Consider the following 20,955-nt stretch of genomic DNA (forward strand, 5'->3'; position numbering starts at 1 on the left):
ATGATCCACTGCGGCTTCGCAGCGGACGTGTGATCGTGCGATCGCACGATGACGAGCGGGGAGGATCTCGGTGAGGATGGTGCCGCGTGAACGTTGCTTCACGTATTACTCTCTTCGATGGGCTGCACTGCAGGGGTACGATGACTCCTTGGCGCCTCGAAGTGAACCGCTAGGCCCGCAGGGACGCGATTCGGAGGGGCGAAGGGCGCGGAGAAGGCACAACTTTGCTAAGAGTGTGTGCTGTGACCGGCCTCCTCCTGATCCAGGCACTCGACGCGGCTCGCCTTCGAGACGTCCAATGGGACGTCCATTTTGCCGTCTGCAATCATACCGCCACCTCGTTGATCCGAGGCCAGCTTTGCACGCTTCTGTCATGCTCCGCACGAGGGGATCAGCGAAGCGCTTCCCTTCGATCTGCGATTCAGCCAAGTCTCGATTTTGGCATAGATCTTCTTGTTCAGGTTCAACCCTGCCTTCGGGCTGAACCCGAATGCCCCAAAGCGCCTCGGTGATGTCTTCGACTCGCCGAACCGAACTCCCGGCCAGATACATCGTAAACGGTATGAGCTTCCACGTTTGAGGGGACGCTTGCGTTGTGGGCGGCGTCGCGTCGAGAGATCAAGCAACGGAAACGTCCGTTGTTCACGCAAGAGCGTGTTGCGACGAATGCAGGCCTATTTCTGGAAGGTCTGCTCGGAGATGAGCAGCGCAAGACCGGTTGGATGCGCGCGGAGGCGGCTGGCGATCCCGGCCCATGGCGGCAGCAGGCGATTCTGCGTCGTGGAGACTGGGACGCTGATGCCCTGCGCGATATCGTGCACGACTATGTCATCGAGCATTTGGCGGATGACGATGCGGTGCTGGTGATCGACGAGACCGGTTTTCTCAAACAGGGCCAAGCTTCATGCGGAGTGGCGCGGCAATACACTGGTTCGGCAGGGAAGATCACGAACTGCCAGATCGGCGTCTTCGCTGCCTACGTTTCTTGTCATGGCCATGCGTTCATCAATCGCGCGTTGTATCTTCCGAAGGAATCGTAAATCTGCCAGCGCGTCGCTCCGTGCTTGCGCGCCACCTCGGACACCTGGGCACCGGGTAGCAGACTCTCGGCGACGATCCGAGCTCTCTCAGCCTCCGAACGCACGCGGCGTCCCGACGGTCCTTCAAGGACCTCCAGCCGGCTCACCGGCTCTACCGATGAGCCGTCCAAATGGACGTCCGTTTTGCTGACCAATCCCATCCCAAACCTCCGTCCAAGCCGCAGGCTTCTTCGCTTCTTCGCACGTTCATTCGAATTCTGAAGCAAGGGTATCGGCTTCGCGCTTACGATGTACTCGCTCGCATCGCTGCCCACAGGCTCTATGAGCTGCTGCCCTGGAACTGGAAGACTGCGCAACAGCAAGTCCTTGCGGCGCAGGCGGCTTGATGAGGCACGTCAACCGCGTGTTCACTCTCAGCCATGTCGCTGAGATGCTCGGTGAAGACGAGGAATGGCTGTTCGAGGTCGCCGCAGAAATGGACACCGAGGATGGCCAACTATGGGTCGTCGGCGTCGGTGAAGACGGGGTGATGGCGTTCACCGATGACGGGATCAAGAACCTCAAAGAGCTGATCGCAATCCACCAGAACAGTCACGGCGAGGGCCTGCCGTAAGCGGTATGAGCTTCCACGTCCGCCCGGTGGCTACGATGGGGTCTTGAAGCGTGTCGGCATCCAGTACTGACGCATGTTTTCGACGACGGCCGGAATATACTTGTAGGCTGTTCGCCGGAACTGGTCAGTGTCTGCCCCCTGTTTCGGCGGGCCGAGCATCGGGCGCCCCTGATCGTCGACGCAGTGGAACAGGATCGGCAACAACAGACCGTGATTAATATCGGCGGGATTGCTGATCGGTGCCCACGCCGATAGTGTTAACTTCATAGCGGCATAGAAGCCCTCGCACCACGGACCTGCGTCGATATCGCGGTTTGGTTTGCGCGCGAAGATCGGTTCGAAGGTTCTGGGTGCCTTTGAGAGCGTCTCAACAATGACATTATGACGAACCGCCACGGCGGAGATTGCGGCGAACCCGGCGTGCCACCATGATTGAAGGCGTCGACCTCGATGCCGAGCAGAGGGCAAATCCACTCGGGCGGATCCATCGACACCGGCCCCGCCACGACCGCGCTGTGTCACGCGCGACCAATCCAACCCATCGATCAGCATCGACAATTGCGTTGCCGTCAAACAAACAACGCCGTCGTGGATCGGCGGCCAGGTAAAGCGGGCCTTCCTCAAGCCACTTCGTAACCAGAACCATGCCGCTGCCGTCCCACGCCAAAAGTTTAATGCGATCTGATCGCTTCGAGCGAAGATAAAAATATCTCCGAAGTAGGGGTTCGCACGAAGCGCTTCGCTCACCAGCGCTGACAGCGTATGGACGCTCTTGCGGAAATCAACGGGCTGCGCCGCCAACATGATCTTCAGGTCCGCCCGGAACGAAATCAATTGTCGCCCCGTACCGCCGCCAACACCATGGACAGCGTCACCTGATCAACGCCGTTCTCAACCCCGATCCGGGCTCCGGCGATATCGATCCGTCCTCGGCCTCTCACCGCTGCCAATGCCGTCGCCACGGCAGCCGGTTCCGCCGAATAACGCGGGGCCTCGTTTGACGCTGAGGCAACTGTATCTATCTTCACAGCGGCAAAGCCTTGTTGAGGCTCCTAGCTACTTTCCGGCGCAAAATTGATGCTTTTGGAAGAGTGTTCAAGGGCGCGCAGCAACGCAAGACCCGCCGGGGGCGACCGGCGGGGTTTTTGACAGAAGCCTGATGGTGAGGGCGGGCGGATTTACCGGGCAGCCCGCTTTTCCATTGCGCGGCCGATGTTGATGAGGTTGTCGGCAATGACGCCGAGGCCGACCCAACGTTTCATCCCGGCGTCACTTTTGTAGCGACAACGGTTAAGCCCATGCCGCCGCTTAGTCACACTGATGCGTCCCTCGCATCCGGTCCGCCATTTCTGGCCGTTACGGAACCAGCGCTTCTTCTGCTCGCGCCTGCGTTCAATGCTCTTGGTTGAGCGGTTGGGAATGCAAACGCGTTTGACGCCTTTTGCTTTCGCCGCTGCCTCATTCTTTGCGGAGTAGAAGGCGGCATCTGCCGCTACCAGGCGCGGTGCGCGTCCGAGCATCGCTTGATGCGTTTCGATAGCTGCGATCAGCAGCTCCGAATCGTGCGGTCGCTGAGCGTAGACTTCATAGTCGATCACAATCTGGTTTTCGGCCTCCTGTAGTTTCACCATCTTGCCGAACTCGTTGGGCTTGCCCGCCTTGCCCTTGCGGATGATTTCTGTCGACGGCTCGAACAGGCTGAGGATCTTGCCTTCGGCGCGCGTATCGCCGCGGAAGATGCGCGCTCTAGTCTGCTTCATCACCTGCTTGATGAGCGGCACCATCGCATCGAGTTCCTGACCCAGGCCCTCCAGCACCAGCGGCTTGCGAATGCTCGAAGCGCGCTTCACTCCTGCGGCGATCTCTTTGGAGAACCGCTTTGCCTGTCCCACCACCCGGCTGGTCGAGTTGAGCAATTTGCCGTACGCCTGCGTGAGCTTCTCCCGGCTCTGCTTGGCTTTGGAACGCGCCGCGCGCGCGATATCCAGCACCCGCAGCTTCACCGTCCGACTACGATCGCACTGTCTGGCTCCAGCCTCGCCAGCGATCGTTGTGATCTTCTTCATGGTGCGGATCAGCACCCGAACCCCGTCTCCCAACAAGCTCGAGTCGGTCGGATAATGGATGTTGGTCTCCACCACCGTCGTATCCACGCGCATTCTGCGCCCTTCCATCGCCCCCTCGTCCCGTGCGAGCCTTACAAGTCTTTCGTGAATCTGTTTGACCACGTCCGGCCCCACCGCTACTCCCCAGCGGCCCATGGTCTTGGCATCGGGCGTCTTGGCGGCGCCCACACGGGTAAAGTCGCGGTACACCAGATTGGCGCGCACCTCGCGCTCCAGCACGCCATAGCTCCAGTTACGGATGTGCTTGAGGATCAACAAGCGCAGCACCACTTCCGCCGGAGCGCCCGGCCGGCCGCGGCTGCGGCTCTTGGGATGCCGTTTCATCAGCGCTTCGTACACGGCGGCTACTATTTGCTCGTCCGCCAGCACCTGATCGGCGTGTGTCATCCAGCTCTCGCGGAGATCGCTCACCTCCTCAGCGATCAATCCATCGCCGAAGCTGAGCTGCACGCGTCGCATCTTAATCACGGCTCTTCCCCCCGCGCTTTGCCGCCGTTTTCTCCGGACGCAGCAAATCGTGATTGATCTCGCAGATCGTCTCGATCGTCTCCTTCAGTTTCTGATAATTATCGAGCCAACGGCGAACCTCGGGAACCCGTTCACGACGCACACTGATTTGCCGGGTGCGTCCGCCGGCATAGCTCACCGTCAGAACGAAGACCCGGTGCCCTTCGCCACGCGCGCATTTCGGGCAATCTTTGGTATGCCGGATCGTGCGCTCCAGCAGCGAGCCACGGAGTATTTCGCCAGTAATCGGCAATTTGCCGACCAGCTTTTGGCGCGCTCGCAGGGTTCGCTCTCGAATCATCCACAAGAATGAATCAACGAAAGCAACCAACGTCAATTCTGTTTCCGTCCGACCTGGCAGTTTTCCGCATACGCGCGATTCTAGTCCAAGGCCAACCAGATTGAATTTTGCGCCGGAAAGTAGCTAATTCCATCGCTAGATAGCTGGCGGCGCCAGGCCGTCAGCAATCCGCGGGCCACGCCGTGACGGCGTGCCACATCCGATAGGTTCGCGTTCGCCTCGAGGCTCTCCGCTACGATCCGCGCTTTCTCCTCCGCCGTCCATCGTCGCCGGCTGACGCAATTCATGGCGTTAATCCTGGAAGGTACCACCGAGCCGCCTCCCGATATTAGCGAACGATCAACAATATCGCTCAGAACACGGGCGCTCGCGAGGCGGAGTGCTGATGCCGGTTACGGCCTGCCGGCGGTCGTTACGTAAGCGGCGAAGCCGATACCCTGACTTTAAGCTTAGCAGGAAAAGTGCGGGAGGGGGAGAACGAAGTGACCCGCCTCGTCGTAGGCCGCCGGTCACTTGGCATTAGGTGTATCAATTGCATGGATGCAAGCTTTCTTGGTGCATTGCTACCAACGCAACGGTTTTGTCGTCGACGTCCATCCAAGCGACCGGCTATCGTTGGCGAAGCAGCTAGCAGTGAAACTGCTGATCTCGACGCGCTTTCGTCAAAAGCCTCAATTGGGATGAGTAGCAAAACGTTGGCAAGCACGATCCCAACCGTAGCCCCGAGGCTCTACAAAATGCTGGCAATTACTGCCCTTCGATCAGCAGCGTATGTGCTGGTTCAGGGCCGACCTAGCGGAGCGGTTTGCGTCGAGTCTAGGCCGGTGCAGGGCGGCCGATATCTAGCTATGTTCGTCCATCTGTTTACCGGGATGACCCAATAGGAGAGTCAAGTTTAAGCATCGCGCGGTCACGGGAGCAGGGCGGTAGGGCCTCACTTAGCTGATTCCTGACACCGTACTGAAGCTTCGGATTACCAATTGCTCTCAGTCCCGCAAAGTCTCTAACGCGCAGCTAACTGCCATGCTGACTGTCCTATCATGTCGGTCGATCCGAACGTGAGCTTTCTGCCAACGGAACGCCTGGCGCTTATGGCTCGTACAAATGCCCGCAACAAACATTCAAGAGGCTCGCAGTGAAGAAGTGTTTCTCTCGCATCGCTTTCGATGAGCTGCTTTCATTCGTCGGTCTTGTCGTTGTCTTGACTGCCGTTCTTACTGCTCCATGTGCTGCTCAGAATTTCAACGGGCCTACAACCTTCCTTGAGACGATTGTGAGGACCATCACCGGACCCTTTGGTGTCGCAATTTCAGCTCTGGCTGTCATGGCGGTTGGCTTCTCGTTTATGATTGGCCGGATGGACTGGACCTTTGCAGTCTCAGTCATGATGGGTATAGCAATCGTCTTCGGCGGAGCCAGCTTTGTTCGCTCCTTGGCCCCAAACTAATCTCCTCCGATCGCGCGGACCCCTTCAACAGAGATCGCGGATCGCCTCGGATTTCAAAGGAGAACATCATGCAGCGCACGCCGGTGTTTCTTGGATTAACTCGAGAGGTCACTTTTGCAGGATTGCCTGTCATGCATCTAGTTTTCGTCATATGGGTCGTTATGCTTGGCTTCGTTGTCACGAAGTCATTCGTCTATCTGGCAGTGATGGGAACTGTTTGCTACGGCGTCCTGCGTACTCTAGCCGCCTACGATCCAAAACTCATTGGTGTCATCATCGCGACTCTGCAAAGTACACCATTGACCCATTCCCTGTTGAAAGGCGATGGGGTCGTGTATCGTGTTTGAGTTATCGCGAAAACATGCTCTGGGACGCGCTGGTCGCGAAGGCGAGCAACTCGTTGATGGATTACCGTATCTAAGTATCGTCGACGATGTCACCTTAATGTTGCGTGACGGCGATGTAATGGCGACCTTCGCTGTCGAGGGGGCGAATGCCGACGCTCTCGACAACCGGCAGACAATCGAGCTGAGCAGCGCTTTCTCACGCTTTGTTGAGCAGCAGCGCGAGGACGTTGGATATCATGTTCATCGCATCTCAGTCGAAACCCGGCCCACGATGCGCGCTGTTGAAGGAAATCCGTTTAATGAGGAAATTGACAGGCGTTGGCAAACGTATCTTCAGTCGGTTGGATTGCGTGACCGAGTGTCGATGGTCACCATCGTCATTCGACCGCCGAGAAGAATAGGCAAGCTAATCGGTCTGTTTGGCAGTAACGACTTCTGCAGCAAGGAAGAGGTCGTGGCCCGTGCCGTCCGGCTGGATCAGCTGATCAATACATGCATGGTCAGCGTAAGTGAGGCAAAGCCCCGCCGGTTAACCGTTTCTGGCGGTGAATGGCTCAGTTTGTTGCGCACGCTGATAGACGGGTCAAGTGGGCGTCTCACGCCCGGGAAAAAGTTCGTGCCTGTCGCAGATCTTTTGGCTAATTCGATGATCACGTTCCACGGCAATGTCTTCGAATGCGACAATCCGAATCCGGATCTCAAACGCTACGGCACCATTATATCCCTCAAAGATTATCCCGCTGCGACGTATCCCGGGATATTCGATACTCTCAGTCTGCCGTATGACATGGTGATCTCGCAGAGCTTCACACCGATCGACAATATAGCCGCCCAAGGTAAGATCGCTCGTGTGCGGAAGCAAATGAAGGCTGCAGAGGACGCGGCCATTTCTCTGATGGTCCAGCTCGAACAGGCTGAGGACGACGTCGCTTCGGGCCGCGTCGTCTTTGGCAACCATCATTGCAGCATCGCCATATTCTGCGAAAGCCGACAACAGCTTGAGGAAGCCGTATCCTATGTCACTCGCGCTATGCAGGAAGCTGGCGCCTCGATCGTCCGCGAAAAGTTCTCCGCTCGCGCCATATACTTCGCTCAGCATCCTGGCAATTTCAGCTACCGCGCACGTGCGGCAATGATCTCCTCTCAGAACTTCGGAGAATGTTGCGCCATGCACGGCTCGCCGAAAGGCAATGCGGTCGAGCAATGTCCGTGGGGCGACTATGTGACGATTTTTCCGACAGCGCGCGGCGAGGCGTTTCGCTTTAACTTTCATTTGCCCGGAAAATCAGGTCAGCGCACCGCTGGCCATACACTTGTGCTTGGCCAAACAGGGTCGGGCAAAACCCTTGGTACTGCCTTTCTGCTAAGCCAGGCGCATCGGCTTGGCGCACGCATTGTGATATTCGATAAGGATTGCGGTTTCGAAATGGCGGTTCGCGCGATGGGCGGAAGCTATTCCGCCGTACGTATGGGGCAGGAGCTTGGCTTCAACCCAATGCAGGCGGAGGCGGATGACCGCGGCTCGGCTTGGCTTTCCGACTGGCTTAGAGCATTAGCTGACAACGAGGGCGAACGACTTAATCCGTTGCAATTGCAGGCACTTAACGATGCCGTTCAGGCAAATGCGGTGGCTGATCGCCGTCTACAGAACTTCGAACAGTTCCGCAGCCAGCTGCGGGCGACGGATGATAATGGAGACCTCTATCAGAGGCTTAGTCAGTGGGACGGCACTGGTCAGTTCGGTTGGCTGTTTGGCGGCAAGGGCTGCGATCCCCTCTGCTTTGATAGCCGGATTACCGCCTTCGATCTCACAGAACTTTTCGACAACAAAGCCATCCGCACGGCGTGGTTGAGCTACGTTTTCAGGCGTGTGGAACGGCTCGTAGAAGATGAAGCGCCAACCCTGCTAGTGGTTGATGAGGCCTGGAAACTACTTGACGACCCTTATTTTGAAAGGCGTCTGAAGGACTGGATGCTAACAATGCGGAAGAAGAACGTTGCAGTGGTTCTCCTGACCCAGCATGTGTCGCATATCGCCAACAGCGCTGCTGGGAATGCGATTCTGGAGAGCGCAGTCACACGGTTGATGTACCCAAGTACTTCCAATACCGAAGCGGAACTTGCGCCGCTCAACCTGACACCGACCGAAGGCGCATTCCTTCGGATGAGTAATGTGGATAACCATCTCGTACTGTTCAAGTCCGGCGATGACAGCGTAGTTCTTGATTTCGCACTTGGCGCGCTCGGGAAGGGAATTGATGTCTTAGGTGGGGCGCCCGGAAATAAAGCGCCGTTAACCTGGCGTGGCACACCGAATTTCCAGATGGAAATGCTGCAATGAAGGGTCCCACCATATTCCTCGCCGTTATACTTGCCTCCCTTACTGGGTGCCAATCGATTCCGGAGATACGGAAGAACGATTGTGGTTGCGCTTGGGAGCGACTTCATCTTCAAACCGAGCGAGCCGCCGCATGAAAGTCGTTTCTCGATCTCTTGTGTTTACTTGCCTGATGCTTGGGGCGATCAGTCTCACGCCTTGTGAGGGGTACGCTGACGAAAGCCAGATTAGTGCCATACCGCTTCCGTCAGTCGGAGTATCTGGCATGGAGCCGGGTGGCGCACAGCCAACTTTCGACAAGAGAGCTGTGGAACTGCTGGCGTCCATAGTTGAAAGTGTTCGGGCACTAAGTGACGGGATAACGCAACTCTTTGCGGCGGCGTCCACAGCTGTTGCGACGATATCAGGTCCAAAGCCCTTCCCAGTGAACAATGATGCGGCGGATATTTCGGCCCGCAAGGGAGACGCAACGCCGGCGGAAATGGCGAGCGCTGCTTTGACAGGAGCAACGGTTGGGTCTGGCGACATTCAGGAAGCGCTTTCCGGATTTCGTCACCGTTACCGTTTGGATGATGCATTTGCGCTGCGCAACGATAAGAGACTCGGCAAGATCGCGTATTTGTCGGCCCAAGCCGCCGTCACCGCCTATACCGCGGAGGACTCTTACAAACGGGCCAATGCAAGCATGGAAAGGATCAATGACTATATCACCGCTCTTGAGGCCAGTACAGAGTTAAAAACCAGCGTCGATATTAACACCCGCGTAATGATCGAAGTCGCACAGCAGCTCAACGAAACGTTGCGGACCCAAGCGGCGATCGCGTCAGTGGCAGGATCGTACTTCATGGTGATGGGCTCGGATAGCGCCGAGCAAGACAGTATGCGAGATCTGCCAAACGACATCAATAAGTGATCGCCATGGGCCTAATTTCGAAGATCGCGCATAGTATCGACACAACGCTTGTTAATTATGTGCAAGTGGTATTTCAAACCGTCGCTGGCCCGATCAAAGCGCTACTTGGTGCGATAGCCTTGATCGCGCTTCTGTTTATCGCGCTGAACCATGTAGTGCAATTTAGAAGCGTAAACTACTCTATATATCTGCAATGGGGGCTGCGATATGTGCTCATATATTCGTTCGCGACCATGTGGGAAAATTTCGCGGGCATTTACGTGATACTCACGCAAGTGCCGAGCGACTATGGCGCGCTACTCGTGCGCGGAGTTGTCGCACCGATCGAGGCGAACCTTGATCCTAGTCTCTATACAGCAAATATAGTGGACACGTATTCTGCAATGGACGAGTCTGCAGGTGTCGTTCGGCAAATTGCCAATGACCACTTTTCGAACATCTCGATCTTCAAGGTCGGAAGGTCAATTCGGGAGGTGTTTTTTGGTGCATTCGCGCTGATCGTTGGGGGTTTTTTTATCGCGGCGTGCATCATTATTGTGTTAGTTGGAAAACTAGGACTCATGGTAGCGATCAGTCTGGCGCCCCTGGCGATCACCATGCTGATGATGCCCCAAACGAAGCAATATTTCGAGAGCTGGACACGCTTTACGGTTGGTAATGCAATTATTCCATTGCTGACAACAGCGCTAATGGCTGTTGTACTACGTATGTTAATGGAGGAGAGTCGCCCGGCGTCCAGCGATTCATTCGCGGTCATCTTCATCATGATAGCGGCTACCATTCTCCTGTTCCAGATTCCAACTATGGCAAACACCCTAGCCAGTGCATCGGTCGCCGCTGTTGGTGCTGGTGCAGCCGTCGCCGCAGCTTCCATGGCCAAAGGTGTGACGATGAGTGTTTTCGCTAAGGCTCAACGATTGCAGGACGTTGCCACCGTGCGTGCAGTGGAGGCTCAGGCCTCGCCGGCCATGGCTGCATCCCCGGCGATCAACGCGATGCGTCAAGGCGCTGGTATGCGGCAACGCCATTGGGATGACCGTGTAGCTCGCCGCGCAGCCGAACAATTGTCCCCTTGATTGGACAGGCATGAGCTGCTGCTAAATTCTTAGCAGCCCTCGGATTTAACCGGGCTCTTGTTTTGCGAACCAATCTCCCTACCCTTGCAACCAAGGGTAGCATTGCTAACTAGTGAGTCGCATGTCTGAACAGTCAAAACAGTCAACCCAGCAATCATTCGAAGACGAGATGTTTTTTAGTCTTCGCGCACAACGGAACAATTGGGCGAAGGTTGCGGTGGGTTCCACTACCGCGAGTCTATTGGCATTAGGAGCTCTCATAGCCGTGCTGCCCATCAAAGAGACCAAGCCGTATGTGGTTCTGGTGGACAAGACAACTGGCGAGGCTGAAAAAATCGTCCAAGTTAGGCCGGCAACGCTTGAACAACAGGAGGCCGTGGCCCAGGCGGAACTTGCTTCCTACGTCATTGACCGAGAAACATACGATACCGCGGACAACAAAACCAGGATATCTGACGTAATGACGCGCTCGTCCGGCAACGCGCAGGAAACCCTTGCCGAAACTTGGCATTCGGGCTCCGCGCAATATCCACCCGTTGTTTACGGTGATGACGTGCGAGTGCGGGTCGAAGTTAAATCTGTCTCCCTGATGCCTTCGGACGGGCGCAATCCACGGGATCTAGCTCGGGTCCGCATCGTCAAGTACCGGGAACACAAAGGACAGGAGACCGTCCGCCGCAGTTACGTGGTGACTATCGGTTATCAGTTCAAGCCGCAAATAAATGTTTCTTTGGAGGCAGTTTGGAAGAATCCGCTGGGCTTCGGCGTCTCGTCTTACCGAATTGATGCGGAAACTGCTGACTAGGTGCGGGGCTAAACTATGTACTTGCGATGGTTAGGGCTCGTTCCTTTTGTTTTGATTGTCTTGATAACTTTCTTAAGTGCGGCGAAAGCGGAGCAATCCCCCAAAGCGGCGGCGTCAGATTTGCGCATCAAACGCTACGTTTACGATGAGAACAACGTCTACAAGCTCGATCTCTACTTGAAGTCAATCACGGCTATCCAGTTCGCACAGGGGGAGATAATCGAATCGATTCTCATTGGCGATAGTGCATCCTGGGAAGTGAACAAATTGAAGGTGGGCAATGTGATGAGTGTAAAACCTGTTATTGATCAAGCTTTAACCAACATGACGATCTACACTGATCGGCGCCTTTACACCTTCGAGCTGCGATCGGTCGGCGAAATAAAGGCGGGTATGCAGGCGGGAGCGCGCGAAGCGTTCCGGACCAGTTTCATCTATCCCGACGAGATTAAAACGCCACATGAAGGTTCCGTCAGGGATCTTCCTGCAAATTACGAGTACGCGGTCTCGGGTTATGCGCGGTTCCGACCGATTAGTGTGACAGACAATACCTTGCAGACGACTTTTATTTTGCCAAGAGGTGCGCCACGGCCGGCCATTTTTCTGATCGGTCAGGATGGTCAGGAAAAGCTGACTAATTCGCGCACTGACGGCGACCGTGTCGTCGTCGACGGCATCAGCGACTTTTGGGTGATGAGACTCGGCGATACTGCGGTCTGCGTGGCCAAGGCAAGTGCGGTGCACATGGCAACCCAATGAGAGATGGTACGGCATGTCCGTTAGGTACTGACCATCGGCGCGATCGCAATGGTAGCAGAGGTGCCTGTGGATCTTGAGGGGAAGAGACTGCTTGACAAACGCCGCGCCAAGCAAATGGGCACGTCTAAGCGCAAAAGTAATTGGATGGCCGTTTTCGCCACCATGCTTCTAGGTAGTGCCATCTCAGCCCTCATTGCTATGGGCCCCACGCAATTCTTGAAGGTCATCAGTCGGACAGAAGATAACAGCCAAAAGGCTTCACAAGTCGATCTAAAGGTGGAGGACGTGCCTAGAAGTCATCAGCAACTCGACTTTTCAGTTCCGGAGGCTCCTCCAGTTAAGCAAAAGGCCGCCGATCGCGGCGGAACGATGGATAAGCACGTCCAAGACATAAGAAAAGAAAGCGACGCAAACGCTCAGCCCAACAATGGCTCGAACGTTTCACTCGCTGACGTCCAGAAGCTGCTGGACCACCATAGCAAAGAACTATTGCTGAAACTGAAGGAGGATCGTGAGAGGGTGGAGACCGAGAATGCACGCCTTCGTGCCGCGGCACTACGATCGGAAGAAGAGCGCAAGTCGGCCCAGCGCGAGGCCGACAGGCGCCGCGAGCTGGAGGAAATAAACACCAAACAAAGGCAATCCAAGGGTATAGTCCTGGATGACTCAGGGCCACAGCTTGCGTCCGGCTCGGAGGTAAAAACCTCGGTGTCCCGAGTTCTCCCTGATCCATCGCATACCGTGGTACAGGGCACCATAATCTCTGCCGTGCTTGAAACGGCTATCGATTCAGAACTGCCCGGGAATGTCCGAGCTCAGGTCGTCGAGCCCGTATTCGCGCTCGACGGCTCGCGTGTTCTACTGCCCGCAGGGACAATCCTGATTGGCACTGTCGGCGATAGAGTGCAAATCGAGCAAAGACGAGTGCTAATCGCTTGGAACCGGGCTATCACTCCGGACGCCAAGTCAATCGAGCTCGGCTCCACAGGTGCGGACCTCCTTGGTCGAGCCGGTACCGAAGGGAGCGTGGATAACCACTATGGCGAGAAGATAGGTGCGGGTCTGATATTTAGCGTCGTCACCGCAGTGTCATCGACCATTCCCGCTCTCGCCGGCAGCAACAGGTCGTCTAATGTAAGTCGTCTGCCAAACCATACTGGGGGTACCGGGCCAGACAGGTCGAACGCTGCAGGCGAGGCGGTGTCCAACGTTGCAGCGACTATCGGTGGTCAGGCGCGACCTATCGTTGACGAATACTTCTCCCTTCCTCCGGTGATTCGTGTTCCACAAGGCGAAGAAGTTCGGGTGTTCGTGAATCGGGATCTTGTTCTTCGATGAATGACTTTCGGTCCAGTCCAGACGTCTCGTATGTAGAGCAGTACTTCAGCCCTCTAAAGGAATATCTCACGAACGATAATATCAATGAGGTGGTGATCAACCCCGATAGTTCCATCTTCGTCGAAGAGGCCGGATCGATACACATGCACAAGGTCAAGGTCGCATTGCCGGCCAACGCCATCAAGCGCCTTGGAGTGCAATTGGCGGGGGAGGCCCGCAACACTCTTGGGGTGCTTCATCCGATCGTTTCAGGCCGGGTGAATGTTTGGGGCAACCCGCAGCGCGTCCAAGTAGTTAGCGAGCCTGCGGTTGAGCACGGCGTGTCGTTGTCGATCCGCAAATACCGGACGCGGAGTTTGGACGTTTCCGATATCGAGTTCGTCGAAGGTGAGCAGATCTCCGTGGACGCCCTCCGCCAGGAGCGCCATCGGGCAGCGGCCGATATGGCTCAAGCCGGCAACCTGCAGGGTCTATTTCGACTGGCAATTGAGGAGAACTTCAACATTTTGGTTTCGGGGGGCACATCGTCGGGGAAGACAACGGTGGCACGCGCTTTGCTGGCGATGGCGCACTCCGACGAGCGTATCATTACCATAGAGGATACACAGGAGCTTTCTCCACTGCACAAGAATCAAGTGGGCCTAATTGCCGATCGCACGGCAAACTCTGCTCGGAGTCCGTCAAAACTCTTGGAAAGCTGTCTGCGAATGCGGCCCGACCGCATCATTCTGGGCGAAATTCGCGGTGTCGAGGCTTATGATTTTCTTGAGGCGATCAATACAGGACACCCAGGCGCGATAACAACTATCCACGCTGATAGTCCTGAACTTGCTTTCGACAGGCTGGCCTTCATGGTCATGCGGTCAGGTGTGCGGATGTCCCATAATTCGATTGTCAATTACGCGAAGAAGACGATTGATCTGATTGTCCATGTGGGACGCCGCCGTGGCAGGCGCGGCGTGCTGCAGATCTACTTGCCGTTCGCCCGAACGGAAACTCCATGAACGAAGCATACAAAAGCGCGCGAGCTGAATTGAGTATATCTGACAGAAGCGGAGAATATTCCAACTTGGATGAGTTGGCGAGGCTTAACCTAACCCGCCTAGGGCCGGCAGCAGACCGGATCCTGCGTAACCATATGACGATCGCGAAACGAAAAACAGCCTTAGGATGAACACCATGACCGGGACGCAAAACGATGTTCTGGAGCGATTCGAAGCACTGACAAAGATAGCCCGTCTAATGCAGCGACGGGTCAACCGTGCTGGCCCGGAAAAATTGATGTGGCTCGGCGAGGCTTTCCAGGCAAAGGAACGAGCGATTGGCTATACTACCGAATGCATCGCCCAAGAGCTTCATAAGATCGATCCTCAGATCTTCTTTCCAGCACTCCAGGTGCGTTTTAAGGCGGTCGGCGACATCATCGACCGACATGTCAAGTCCGGCCCGATCGGAGTTAACAAGCGTCGGGCGTTGATTGAGAGGGCCGAGGCTTACGTCCCCTCTTCCGCGGGTGTTCTGAGAGCCCTTGAGCCTGAGGATGATGAGACAATAGCAAGAGCCCTCAATGCGAAAGCGTCCATGGTTTCTTACATCTTCGACAGAGAGATCGGCCGGCACCAGTACCACGCCGTGGATCGACCATTGGACGGCCACGATGCCCGGCGGTTGACTGAGTCGCTCGGCAATCTACACGGCAAAGTAGATGGAAAGCTTCGTAAGATTGCGTACATCTTCTCCGAGCCCGAGCGTGATCGCGTCTCTGGCTTTTCTGATGAGATCGAGAGAGAGCTCGAAGAGGCATACTCACTCGTGCGCAGCAGGCCATCAGATCTGACACTGGCGCGGATCGACCAACAGGTGCAAGCGGCGCTGGAAGCGGCGGCGATCATGTCGGACGACTCTTTGTTCTCATCGCCAGCAAGCTCGCCAGCAGCTTCTGTGACGACTTCTCCTCGGAAAATTGCGCCGCGCCGGCGCAAGCATGAGGAGATCTCCTCGAGCGATGAGGTGCCGCAGATCGGCCTGGCGGCACGTCACCGAAGGCGCAGCGAACCTGGGCAGTCTTCGACGTCCAGCATCGTGTTGACGCCTCCTGGCGAGGCGGTCGACGCCCAAGAAGAGCTTGTTGCAGACGGGCAAGCCGCTAACCGTCGTCAGTCGGATCGTTCGCCGGTGCAGGGGCCAGACGAAGGCATCGGGTGGATTGCTCCTCGTGGGCGGCGCTCTGAGTCGAGCAATCAGCGTTCACCGCGGGAGCGTCAGAGGAACCGTGGCGGAGGACTGGAGTACTGAAGGCGTTCCCGAGTGCTGTGGCGCGGCTGGAAAGCAGCTTGTCGACGATCCTCCGGTTTAAACGGATTGACCATCCAGACTGCAACTGCGGACTGCTCAGCGATTGACGAATCTGATCTCCGTATTCTGCATTGTGGGCTGGCGCATTTTCTGGATGACGATGCTTAATCGTTCAGAATGCCTCACCGGAATTTGTGCTGACCAAAGTCCAATTGCTTGATCGGCTCGGCAAAGACAAGAATCTAGTCAGCACACAACGAAAGACGTTGTCGCATTATCTCATCAAGATCGCCAGGCTCGGCGGCTATCTCGCTCGCGCCAACGATCCGCCACCAGGGAATCTGATCATGTGTAAGCGCGAATTTCTCCGCACCTTTTGCTTTTGAGTGCTCTGATGCATGAGGTGTCTGAAGTGGACCCCGAAGCTGGGACCAAGGATCGCGGGAGTTAAGGTGCGATCGCGCCTGCCCTTCAAATTAGGCAGCTTTCTTCTACTGCGTTTGCGTCTGCTGTGGGTATGTGGGCAACGCGTTTGCGTTGTCCAAGCGAAGCGGCATATCCACAGTCCGCCTCGATCTGGTCCATGCCGGCACGCCATGCCGCCATGGGAAATTGGTTGTTCATCGCCTGATGCGGACGGAGATGATTGTAAAAGTCCATCCACGATCCGATGCCGGCTCGCGCTTCGCGCCCGTCAGCATAGGCGTTCAGATGCACCTCTTCATATTTGATCGAGCGCCACAACCGTTCGATGAAAATATTGTCCATGAAACGGCCGCGTCCGTCCATCGAAATCGCGACGCCCGCGGCCTCCAGCCTGCCGGTGAAGGTGGCGCTGGTGAACTGCGCGCCCTGATCGGTGTTGAATATTCTCGGCGTGCCGTGCCGCGCCAGCGCTTCGTCGAGCGCCACGAGGCAAAAGCCCGCATCCATCGTGTTCGACAAGCGCCAAGCCAGAACCGCCCGGCTGGCCCAGTCGATGATCGCCACCAGATACAGAAAGCCATGTGCCATCGGGATATAGGTGATGTCGCTGGCCCAGACATGATTGGGCGTGGTGATGCTGACCCCGCGCAGCAGATAGGGATAGGTCTTGTGGTCGGGCGCGGCTTTGCTGGTGCCGGGGCGCGGGACCAGCGCCTCGATCCCCATCACGCGCATCAGCCTTTGCACGCGCTTGCGGTTGATGCCGTGGCCGGCCTGGTTGAGTTCGAACACCATTCGCCGCGAGCCGTAGAACGGCCACTTCAGATGCAACTCGTCGATCCGCCGCATCATCGCTAGATCGTCCGCGCCTGTGACCGGCCCGGACCGATAGACGCCCGAACGCGCCAGATTCAGCAGCGCACATTGTCGGCGAACCGACAAATTCTCGCCAGATCGCTCGACCATCGCCCTGCGCTCGGGGACACTCATCGCCCTGGCCTCCTGGCCAAGAAATCCCTTTCAACCGTCAACTGGCCAATCTTGGTATAGAGCTTCGCCGTCTCGCGCTCATGCTCCTGCTCACCATCCCCCAAAGCGCTCGCGCCGCGCGCGAACAGGCTCGCCAGATTGTCGAGAACCTGCTTCTTCCAGCCATAGATCTGGTTCGGGTGAACGCCGTACCGCTTCGCCAGCTCCGGCACCGTCGCTACCTCGCGCAGGGCCTCCAGGGCAATCTTGGCTTTGAACGCGGCATCGAACTTCTTGCGTGACTTCGTCATATCCGTGCTCCATCGGTTGAGACAGAGCAGGACGCCTCACACCTTAACTTTTGGTCCTATTTCCGGGGTCCACTTCACGGTGCGGTCCTGCAGCCATCGCTCGAGCTGCACGAGCGACATGGCGGCAGCCGCCATCGACGACGATGCTTTATCGCGACGCCGGCTCATGCGGCCACCTGCGTGGTGCGCGCGTGGGCCGCCTTCCAGTTCCAGGCCAGCAGCTCGTGCAACTGATGGTTCTTGGTTCGCCCGGAGACGATGCGCTCGAGCACGTCGGCCAGATAGGCCTGCGGGTCGAGTTCGTGAAGTTTTGCCGTGTTGACCAGCGATGCCAGAATTGCCCAGCTCTCGGCGCCGCCTTCACTGCCGCTGAACAATGAGTTTCGCCTTCCCATTGCAATCGGGCGCATTGAACGCTCGACTGAATTGCTATCAACCTCAACGCGGCCGTCGCGGAGAAACAGCGTCAGCCCATCCCAATGATTGAGCGCATAGTTGATGGCCTCCGCCAGCTTCGACTGCGAGAATAGCTGGCCAACCATTGCCGTCAGCCGCGCCTTGAGCGCCTCCATCAGCGGTGCAGTCCTGGTGCGGCGGGCGGCAAGCCGCTGTTCGGCGCTGCTGCCGCGGATCTCAGCCTCGATGGCGTAGACCACCTGCAGGCGCTCGATCACTTCGTGAGCGAATGGCGACTGCATCGTCTTGTACACCTCGACGAATTTGCGCCGGGCGTGGGCGAGACAAAAAGCCAGCTGGATGGCGCCGCCATGACCGCGCGCCAGCGCCTTGTAGGCGGCATAGCCGTCCACCTGCAGAATGCCGGAAAAGCCCGTCAATTGTCCGGCGATCTCCGCCGTGCCGCGGCCGTTGGCAAACACGTAGGCAACCGCTGGCGGCGAGGGGCCGCCCCATGGTCGGTCATCTATGGCATGCGCCCAGAACTGGCAGATGCGGGTGCGATGTCGTCCCGGATCGAGCACCGGCATTGGCGTCTCGTCGCAGAACAGGCGCGGCGCGGCCTGGATCGTCCGCAGTTGCAGCTCATAGAGGCTCTTGAGCCACCATGCGGCACGCTTCACCCAGCCGGCCAGCGTCGCGCGGTCGAGATGAATGCCCTGGCCGGCCAGAATCTGCACCTGCCGATACAGCGGCAGATACCAGGCAAACTTCGACACCACCACGTGGGTCACGAGTGCCGTCGAGGCCATGCCGCTCTAGTCGCGGCAGCACCTTCGCCTGCACCACGCCATCGGTGCAGCCGCGGCAGGCATATTTGGGACGGATCGTGCGCAGCACCCGCAGGATCGCCGGGATCACGTCCAGCACCTCGCTGACATCCTCGCCGATCTTGTGCAGACGGCCCTCGCAGCACGGGCACGCCGTCGCGTCCGGCTCCAGCACCTGCTCGCAGCGCGGCAAGTGTTTGGGCAACGCGCCGATGTTGCGCCTCGCCTTCTTGCGTGGCTTACCGGCTGGCTTGGTCGCAACCGCATCGTCGTTGGCCGGCGCAGGTGATATGACGCCGGTCTCCAGATCGTCCAGCTCGAGCGCGAGCTGCTCGGCGACGAGCGCTGCAAGCCGCTCCGAACGCTTGCCGAAGATCATCTCCTTCAGCGTCTGCATTGCCACGCGCAACGGCTTTAACGCGGCGACGATAGGCTGCGAGTGCTCCTTGCGCGCGGCCAGCCGGATGTCCAACGATGAACCGCGCACCATGGCTTCGATGGCGTAAAGCTGTGCGATGTGCCGAACGGCGGCCTCGGCGATCGGCGATTTGCTGTTGCGGGCCAGTTTGACGAAGCGCCGCCGCAAATGGCTCCAGCAAGCAATGCACGAGTGTCCATGGCCCCTGCGGTCGAGCGACTTCGGTCAGTCGGTCATAACCGTCATAGGCATCGCATTGCAGGAAGCGTCCGCCAAAGCCATGCAGGAACCGCTCCGCGAAGGCGCCGCTGCGACCGGGGGCATATCGGAACAGCACGATCGGAGGACTTGGGCCGCTGTGGCCGCGGTCGTCTGAGGCGATCGCCCAGAAGTAGCCTTTCTTCGTTTGGCCGCGCCCCGGATCGAGTACCGGCGCCTTGGTCTCATCCATGAACAGCCGATCCGCCATGGCCAGATGGTGCGCATGTGGTCCGCGATGGGCTGAAGATGGAAGCAGGCGCGGCCAGACCAGTTGCCCAGTGTCGCCCGATCAAGCCGGATCCCCCGGCGCGCATAGATCTCGGCCTGACGGTAAAATGGCGTATGGTCGCCAATTTTGGAGACGATCACGTGCGCAATGGCCGCTTCGGTCGGCAGCCCACTGGGCACGACGTGCTCCGGTGCGTGGGCCTGCACGACAGGGCCCGAGCAGCGGCGGCAGATGTATTTCGGGCGGCGCGTGACCAGCACCCGCCATTGCGCCGGGATCACGTCGAGGCGTTTGCTGACGTCCTCGCCGATCTTCGTCATGGCGCCGCAACCGCACGGACACAGCGTGCTCGCAGGCTCGACGATCCGTTCCACCCGCGGCAAATGGGTAGGCAAGCAGCCGCGATTGCGATGAGAACCTTCCGGCACGCTCCGCGATCGACCCTGGATCACAGCCTCGGCTCTCTCCTGCGCCGCGTCCAGGATGCCTTGCGCGATCTCCACGTCTTCCAGCGGCAAGTGATACTGATCTGGCCGCAGCTTCTCGGACTTCGCGCCGAACTTCTCGCGTCGCAATTCGCCGAGAATGACCCTCCAGCCGACGCCGCGCTTCCTCCGACGCTGCCAGCGTTCCCTGATGCTCGCTCAGGGCCGCCTGCGTTTGCGCCAAAAGCACCTTCAGGCGTTCATTTTCGTCGCGCAGCGCCGCAATGCTCATGCGCTATTTCGAGCACATCGTCACGGCGCGTGCCACGTTCAAAATAGCTCCCGAGTCAATCTGCCGCAGTTATCCAGCCGCCTGGGGACGCCGCGCTTCTTCCGGGCGGACTAACCTCCAATCCAGCCCTTCGAACAGGGCTGCGAACATCGCTGGCGATATGCGCATCACGCCGTCTGCGATCGTTGGCCAAACGAACTTGCAGCCTTCGAGGCGCTTGTGAACTAACACCAGGCCCGTTCGATCCCCAGACCAAAATCTTGATCCGGTCCGCTCGATCGGAACACGAAAGCTGCGCCGCTGAACGGGTCGAGGCGAAGCATCTCCTGCACCTCTGCCGCAAGTCCATCGTGGCCACAGCGGAAGTCGATCGGCCGCGTCGCGATGTAAATCTTCAGATCGGCACCGGCCGCGATCATCGTGACGCTCGCACTGCGCGGATCACCCGGGACAGCTGCTCGCCATCTATGGCGGGTCCGTCCGCAGCACGACA

The 20,955-nt window shown here is 57.8% G+C and carries 20 protein-coding genes and 4 pseudogenes; 13 read left to right on the forward strand and 11 right to left on the reverse strand.

All coding sequences use genetic code 11. The features are described 5' to 3' along the window. Positions 1-416 precede the first annotated feature (416 nt). Positions 417-552 (reverse strand): annotated as a pseudogene (locus QSV46_RS37610) (transposase); the annotation flags it as partial. A 41-nt stretch (positions 553-593) separates the two neighbouring features. Here QSV46_RS37610 and QSV46_RS37615 point away from each other — a divergent pair. Beyond that, a pseudogene (locus QSV46_RS37615) lies at positions 594-1,031 on the forward strand (transposase); the annotation flags it as partial. Here QSV46_RS37615 and QSV46_RS37620 read toward each other — a convergent pair. Then, positions 989-1,240 carry a transposase gene (locus QSV46_RS37620; RefSeq protein ID WP_314963758.1) on the reverse strand — a complete coding sequence of 84 codons (252 nt, stop codon included), beginning with the start codon at positions 1,238-1,240 and terminating at the stop codon, positions 989-991. The pseudogene QSV46_RS37615 and the gene QSV46_RS37620 sit on opposite strands and share 43 nt — an antisense overlap. A gap of 185 nt (positions 1,241-1,425) precedes the next feature. Between QSV46_RS37620 and QSV46_RS37625 the strand changes: the two genes are divergently transcribed. Next, complete coding sequence (locus QSV46_RS37625; RefSeq protein WP_314963761.1) at positions 1,426-1,653, forward strand: hypothetical protein; 228 nt, start codon at positions 1,426-1,428, stop codon at positions 1,651-1,653. Between the two features lie 30 nt (positions 1,654-1,683). Here QSV46_RS37625 and tnpB (QSV46_RS37630) read toward each other — a convergent pair whose 3' ends face one another. The 4 genes from tnpB (QSV46_RS37630) to QSV46_RS37645 form a co-directional block, all read right to left on the reverse strand. Continuing rightward, complete coding sequence (gene tnpB / locus QSV46_RS37630) at positions 1,684-2,457, reverse strand: IS66 family insertion sequence element accessory protein TnpB (protein WP_314963763.1); 774 nt, start codon at positions 2,455-2,457, stop codon at positions 1,684-1,686. Between the two features lie 374 nt (positions 2,458-2,831). Next, a complete protein-coding gene (locus QSV46_RS37635) occupies positions 2,832-4,238 on the reverse strand; it encodes an ISNCY family transposase (protein ID WP_314963766.1) in 1,407 nt (468 codons plus the stop codon). 1 nt (position 4,239) lies between these two features. Next, a complete protein-coding gene (locus QSV46_RS37640) occupies positions 4,240-4,623 on the reverse strand; it encodes a DUF6788 family protein (protein WP_148741338.1) in 384 nt (127 codons plus the stop codon). A 44-nt stretch (positions 4,624-4,667) separates the two neighbouring features. Next, positions 4,668-4,874 carry a transposase gene (locus QSV46_RS37645; RefSeq protein ID WP_314963768.1) on the reverse strand — a complete coding sequence of 69 codons (207 nt, stop codon included), beginning with the start codon at positions 4,872-4,874 and terminating at the stop codon, positions 4,668-4,670. A gap of 848 nt (positions 4,875-5,722) precedes the next feature. Here QSV46_RS37645 and QSV46_RS37650 point away from each other — a divergent pair. From QSV46_RS37650 to QSV46_RS37700, 11 genes are all read left to right on the forward strand, one after another. Continuing rightward, complete coding sequence (locus tag QSV46_RS37650) at positions 5,723-6,034, forward strand: TrbC/VirB2 family protein (RefSeq protein ID WP_314963771.1); 312 nt, start codon at positions 5,723-5,725, stop codon at positions 6,032-6,034. Positions 6,035-6,102: 68 nt separating this feature from the next. After that, the gene (locus QSV46_RS37655; protein WP_314963774.1) at positions 6,103-6,381 is read left to right on the forward strand and encodes a VirB3 family type IV secretion system protein; all 279 of its coding nucleotides are present in this window, start codon (positions 6,103-6,105) and stop codon (positions 6,379-6,381) included. After that, a complete protein-coding gene (locus QSV46_RS37660) occupies positions 6,374-8,722 on the forward strand; it encodes a helicase HerA domain-containing protein (protein ID WP_314963776.1) in 2,349 nt (782 codons plus the stop codon). The genes QSV46_RS37655 and QSV46_RS37660 overlap by 8 nt, the downstream gene beginning before the upstream one ends. Before the next feature lie 262 nt (positions 8,723-8,984). Further along, positions 8,985-9,632 carry a type IV secretion system protein gene (locus QSV46_RS37665; RefSeq protein WP_314963779.1) on the forward strand — a complete coding sequence of 216 codons (648 nt, stop codon included), beginning with the start codon at positions 8,985-8,987 and terminating at the stop codon, positions 9,630-9,632. Positions 9,633-9,637: 5 nt separating this feature from the next. Beyond that, complete coding sequence (locus QSV46_RS37670) at positions 9,638-10,708, forward strand: type IV secretion system protein (protein WP_314963810.1); 1,071 nt, start codon at positions 9,638-9,640, stop codon at positions 10,706-10,708. 121 nt (positions 10,709-10,829) lie between these two features. After that, positions 10,830-11,513: a type IV secretion system protein gene (locus QSV46_RS37675; protein ID WP_314963782.1), complete on the forward strand. Its 684-nt coding sequence runs from the start codon at positions 10,830-10,832 to the stop codon at positions 11,511-11,513. Positions 11,514-11,528: 15 nt separating this feature from the next. Next, positions 11,529-12,272: a TrbG/VirB9 family P-type conjugative transfer protein gene (locus QSV46_RS37680; protein ID WP_314963784.1), complete on the forward strand. Its 744-nt coding sequence runs from the start codon at positions 11,529-11,531 to the stop codon at positions 12,270-12,272. A 144-nt stretch (positions 12,273-12,416) separates the two neighbouring features. Next, positions 12,417-13,610 (forward strand): TrbI/VirB10 family protein, encoded by a 1,194-nt coding sequence (locus QSV46_RS37685; protein ID WP_314963786.1) that lies wholly within the window; start codon positions 12,417-12,419, stop codon positions 13,608-13,610. Beyond that, positions 13,607-14,614, forward strand: a complete 1,008-nt coding sequence (gene virB11 / locus QSV46_RS37690) for a P-type DNA transfer ATPase VirB11 (RefSeq protein ID WP_314963787.1) — start codon at positions 13,607-13,609, stop codon at positions 14,612-14,614. The genes QSV46_RS37685 and virB11 overlap by 4 nt, the downstream gene beginning before the upstream one ends. A gap of 175 nt (positions 14,615-14,789) precedes the next feature. After that, positions 14,790-15,905 (forward strand): hypothetical protein, encoded by a 1,116-nt coding sequence (locus QSV46_RS37695; RefSeq protein WP_314963789.1) that lies wholly within the window; start codon positions 14,790-14,792, stop codon positions 15,903-15,905. Between the two features lie 194 nt (positions 15,906-16,099). Then, a complete protein-coding gene (locus QSV46_RS37700; protein ID WP_314963791.1) occupies positions 16,100-16,291 on the forward strand; it encodes a hypothetical protein in 192 nt (63 codons plus the stop codon). Between the two features lie 85 nt (positions 16,292-16,376). Here QSV46_RS37700 and QSV46_RS37705 read toward each other — a convergent pair. The 5 genes and pseudogenes from QSV46_RS37705 to tnpB (QSV46_RS37725) all read right to left on the reverse strand — a co-directional run bounded on the left by QSV46_RS37705 (position 16,377) and on the right by tnpB (QSV46_RS37725) (position 20,881). Continuing rightward, positions 16,377-17,611, reverse strand: a protein-coding gene (locus QSV46_RS37705) for an IS3 family transposase (RefSeq protein ID WP_409997275.1) whose coding sequence is annotated in 2 segments (ribosomal slippage) — positions 16,377-17,338 and positions 17,338-17,611 — 1,236 coding nt in all. Because the reading frame shifts where the segments join, the coding sequence is not laid out codon by codon here. Between the two features lie 164 nt (positions 17,612-17,775). After that, a pseudogene (gene tnpC / locus QSV46_RS41595) lies at positions 17,776-19,378 on the reverse strand (IS66 family transposase). Positions 19,379-19,493: 115 nt separating this feature from the next. Then, positions 19,494-20,320 (reverse strand): annotated as a pseudogene (gene tnpC, locus QSV46_RS37720) (IS66 family transposase); the annotation flags it as partial. 211 nt (positions 20,321-20,531) lie between these two features. Continuing rightward, positions 20,532-20,693: an IS66 family insertion sequence element accessory protein TnpB gene (tnpB, locus tag QSV46_RS41600; protein WP_377803229.1), complete on the reverse strand. Its 162-nt coding sequence runs from the start codon at positions 20,691-20,693 to the stop codon at positions 20,532-20,534. Beyond that, the gene (tnpB, locus tag QSV46_RS37725) at positions 20,687-20,881 is read right to left on the reverse strand and encodes an IS66 family insertion sequence element accessory protein TnpB (RefSeq protein ID WP_314963796.1); all 195 of its coding nucleotides are present in this window, start codon (positions 20,879-20,881) and stop codon (positions 20,687-20,689) included. Before tnpB (QSV46_RS37725) ends, tnpB (QSV46_RS41600) begins: the two co-directional genes overlap by 7 nt. Positions 20,882-20,955 lie beyond the last annotated feature (74 nt).

It is taken from the genome of Bradyrhizobium cosmicum (assembly GCF_032290525.1).
In the GTDB taxonomy this organism is placed as follows: domain Bacteria; phylum Pseudomonadota; class Alphaproteobacteria; order Rhizobiales; family Xanthobacteraceae; genus Bradyrhizobium; species Bradyrhizobium cosmicum_A.